Here is a 3638-nt window from a genome sequence, read left to right on the forward strand (position 1 = left end):
CTCCATGTGCACGTTCGGCGGCCGCGATCTCGACACGCTCTTCATCACATCCATACAGCCGGCGGCCGGCGCCAACGAACTCGACGGGCATCTGCTCGCAGTCCGGCCAGGTGTTCGCGGCGTGCACGAATGCGATTACGCAGGTTTGCTATGAGGGCAAACACTGCATGCAAATCGACAGGAATTACCAGGCACTTTGTAGTAAAACATTGTCCGCGACGCTGCTGGCCGCATCGCAATCATTGATACAAAAAAGAGGAGATCTCATGCAGTCACGCCACGCCAAAAAGGCCGTCCTTCTCGGCCTTGCCACCCTCGCTTCGCCGGTCTTTGCCCAGAACAGCGTGACGCTGTACGGCATTATCGATGACTCGATCACGTATCAAAGCAGCCAGACGTCGCTGGGTTCGAACAAGGGCGGACGCTCGAACGTCAAGATGCTGCCGGGCGTCTGGGCAGGCAGCCGTTTCGGCCTCAAGGGCGCAGAAGACCTCGGCGGCGGCAACAAGGCGATCTTCCAGCTCGAGTCGGGTTTCAACTCGGCAACGGGCGGCCAGCAATTCACCAATGCAATGTTCGGCCGCCAGGCGTGGGTCGGCTTGACCAATCCCGCCTACGGTACGTTCACCGCGGGTCGCCAGTACACGTCGTACTACACGCTGCTCGCGCCGTACAGCCCGACCACCTGGCTGACCGGCGCGTTCGGCGCGCATCCTGGTGACCTGGATGAACTCGATACGATTTATCGTGCGAACAATTCGCTGGTCTATACATCGCCGAAATTTTATGGCGTCACGATCAGCGGCTCATATTCGTTCGCAGGCGTTCCCGGCAGCGTGAATCAAGGCTCGACGTGGAGCGGCGCGGTCCAGTACGCGAATGGTCCGTTCGGCCTTGCGGCAGGCATCACGCGCATCAACAACTCGACGCCGGGCGGCGGCGCGTTCGGCGCGGATTCCACCACGAACTCGGCGGGGCAATCGGGTGTATCGGCGGTGACCAATGGCTATCAGACCGCGCAGGCGCAGCAGCGCATTGCGGTCGCCGGCGGTTATACGTTCACGCAAGCGCTCGACATCACGTTCACGTATTCGAACGTGCAATACATCCCGGGCATCAACTCGAGCTTCAAGACGACCGAGATCTTCAACACGGGCGGCGCCGTGCTGCACTGGAAGCCGGTTACGCTGATCGACCTTGCTGCGGGCTATAGCTATACGCGCGCAACGAAGGCCAACGGCATCACCAGTTCCGCGCAGTACCAGCAGTTCAACTTGTCCGAGTACTACTCGTTGTCCAAGCGCACGGGCCTTTACGCTCTGCAGGCTTATCAGCGCGCGAACGGCAAGACGCTCGGCACGAACGGCGTAAGCATCATCAACGCAACGTCGGCAATTGGCGATGGTTTCCAGTCGGCGCCGTCTTCGTCGCCGAGCCAGTTTGCGGCGGGCGTGGGGATCATTCACCGGTTTTGATCGGACTCACAAAAAGCGGCGTGCCGGACCGACCGGCACGCCGTTTTTTTTAAACCGTCACCGTAATCACAGCACTCTCCCCGCATCGTCCGATCAGCGTCTGATGCGGCGCCGGCCCATGCCACAGGCGTGCAAATCCGGACCGTCGCCTGTGCCCCACCACCACGAAATCAGCGCGCAACGCCTCGGCGTAGTGCCGCACGTTATCGACGATATTGCCCACCGCAACGTGCCCGTGCGCGCTTACGCCACGCTCCTGTGCAAGATCGAGCCCGCGCTTCAACGTCTCGCGCGCCGTATGCTCGATGTTCATATAAGCGCCATCGGACGGCAGGCCGAGTGTGGACGACACCATTGCGGCTGTATCGATGACAACCAGCACGTGCAACTCCGCCCGCAAGGATTTTCCAAGCGATGTTGCGTGATGCAACGCCGCCTTCATCTCCGCCGTGTCGTCGTAACACGTGAGGATGCGCCGATAGTCGAACATTCCAGGCTCCGATGGTTTCCGCTCTGCTGCGGTTCGTTCGGATAACGCCTCGAATCAAGGGAAAATTCCACACAGCGCGCCGAAAAATCTACTGGACTGCAAACTTGCAGCCGATGCAAGGACGACCAGGATCGCGAATCAAATCGTGCAACCCTGCCTATCCCCATTCATCAATGAACCTTGGTCGCCGCCGCGATGATCGCTGCCGCCACTGCGTTCGGCTGGCTCACCATCGCCACGTGGCTCGAATTGACATGCGTGGTGGTCGCGCCGATTTGCGCGGCCATGGCCGTCTGCAGACGCGGATCGATCATGTGATCCTTGTCGGCGATGACAAACCACGACGGCTTCGAGTGCCATGCAGCGGTCGACACCTTGTCGTCAGTCGCGCTGGCCGCCCATGGACCTTGCGTCGCGGCGATCAGCCGGGCCTGTGGCACCGGCAGATCCTGCGCGAACTGGTGGATGATTGCATCGGTGGAAAGCGTCAGGTAATTGCCTGAATCCTTTTGCAATTCACTTGCCCAGGCAGGCGCCGGCTTGCCCTTGAGCATGTCGTTGATCGACGTGTTGTTGTCCGGCGCGAACGCGGCGACGTAGACGAGCGCCTTGACCTTGTCGTCGTTGCCGGCCTCGGTGATCACCACGCCGCCCCACGAATGGCCGACGAGCACGACCGGCCCGTTTTGCGCATCGATCGCACGTTTGGCTGCGGCGGCGTCATCGGCGAGCGAGCTCAGCGGATTCTGGACCGCGACTACATGCAGGCCGCGCGCTTCGAGCAGCGGGATGACCTTGTTCCAGCTCGAGCCATCGGCGAAGGCGCCGTGCACGAGCACTACGTTCGTACCTTTCAGGTCCTGGACCGGCGCGGCGTGCACTGCGGGAACCGCGAAAAGGCTGCCGAGCAGCATGGCGGATGCTAAAACTTTCCTGAGAAGGGTGTTCATGATCTGGTGTCCTCATGCGGGTTGGTTTGAGCCCCTACTTTCGCAGACGAGCCCTGGCGGCGGTATCGGTCGAATAACCGACCCTTGAAGCCGGTCGCGTATAGTGATGCCCTTGCCAGCAGAGCCTCCGGAGGCATCGAACCCATGCAGCGCGACCGTTCCGCCCGCTCCGACATCCGCGCATTCGACGCCGTCAGGGCGCTCGCCTTCATCGGCGATCTCAGCATGGGACAGCCAACCGATCATTCGCCGCGCACCGCGTGGCTCGCGCTCCAGCTCGCGCAAGCGGCGGGTGCGGACGCCGCCGCTTGCGACACCGTGCGCGAAGCATCCTTGCTCCGATGGTCGGGCTGCACAGCCAACGCGGCCGGTTTCGCCGATGCCCTCGGCGACGACATTGCCGGCCGCGAAGCCATGCTTGCGATGCGTCCCGACTGGGACGAACCGATGCGGCAAATGCAGGGCGGCTTCGGCGCTACCATCCAGCCGCTCGCGCAGATTCATTGCGAAGTCTCCGGCGAAGTGGCGCGCACGCTGGGCCTCGCGCACGCAACCGAAAACACGCTGCGGCATATCTTCGAAGCCTGGGATGGCAACGGTTTGCCGGCGCGCATGGCGGGGCCGCAGGTTCCGGAAACGGTCTTCATGGTGGCGCTGGCGGGCGATATCGAGATTTTCAGCCGCGTGTACGGGCTCGAACGCGCGCTCGTGCTGGTGTCACAT

General features: G+C 62.1%; 3 protein-coding genes and 2 pseudogenes. 3 read left to right on the top strand and 2 right to left on the bottom strand.

Going from position 1 to position 3638, the window contains the following annotated elements:
• Both ACFFAR_RS27880 and ACFFAR_RS27885 read left to right on the top strand, forming a co-directional pair.
• Window positions 1–154: pseudogene (locus ACFFAR_RS27880) on the top strand (SMP-30/gluconolactonase/LRE family protein); the annotation flags it as partial.
• Between the two features lie 112 nt (window positions 155–266).
• Entirely contained in the window at window positions 267–1475 is a 1209-nt protein-coding gene (locus tag ACFFAR_RS27885; protein ID WP_075358400.1) for a porin, read from the top strand.
• A gap of 49 nt (window positions 1476–1524) precedes the next feature.
• Here the strand turns inward: ACFFAR_RS27885 and ACFFAR_RS27890 are convergent, their stop codons facing one another.
• Both ACFFAR_RS27890 and ACFFAR_RS27895 read right to left on the bottom strand, forming a co-directional pair.
• A complete protein-coding gene (locus tag ACFFAR_RS27890; protein WP_375508881.1) occupies window positions 1525–1965 on the bottom strand; it encodes a universal stress protein in 441 nt (146 codons plus the stop codon).
• 170 nt (window positions 1966–2135) lie between these two features.
• Window positions 2136–2915 carry an alpha/beta fold hydrolase gene (locus ACFFAR_RS27895; protein WP_062002033.1) on the bottom strand — a complete coding sequence of 260 codons (780 nt, stop codon included), beginning with the start codon at window positions 2913–2915 and terminating at the stop codon, window positions 2136–2138.
• 144 nt (window positions 2916–3059) lie between these two features.
• Here ACFFAR_RS27895 and ACFFAR_RS27900 point away from each other — a divergent pair.
• A pseudogene (locus tag ACFFAR_RS27900) lies at window positions 3060–3638 on the top strand (LuxR family transcriptional regulator); the annotation flags it as partial.

Origin of the sequence: uncultured Caballeronia sp. (genome assembly GCF_964243625.1) — a bacterium.
GTDB lineage: Bacteria > Pseudomonadota > Gammaproteobacteria > Burkholderiales > Burkholderiaceae > Caballeronia.

What these genes read in the sequence shown, in the direction of transcription:
- ACFFAR_RS27890 (WP_375508881.1), bottom strand. Translation starts at nt 1,965, where the DNA reads ATGTTCGACTATCGGCGCATCCTCACGTGTTACGACGACACGGCGGAG.
- ACFFAR_RS27895 (WP_062002033.1), bottom strand. Translation starts at nt 2,915, where the DNA reads ATGAACACCCTTCTCAGGAAAGTTTTAGCATCCGCCATGCTGCTCGGC.
- ACFFAR_RS27885 (WP_075358400.1), top strand. Translation starts at nt 267, where the DNA reads ATGCAGTCACGCCACGCCAAAAAGGCCGTCCTTCTCGGCCTTGCCACC.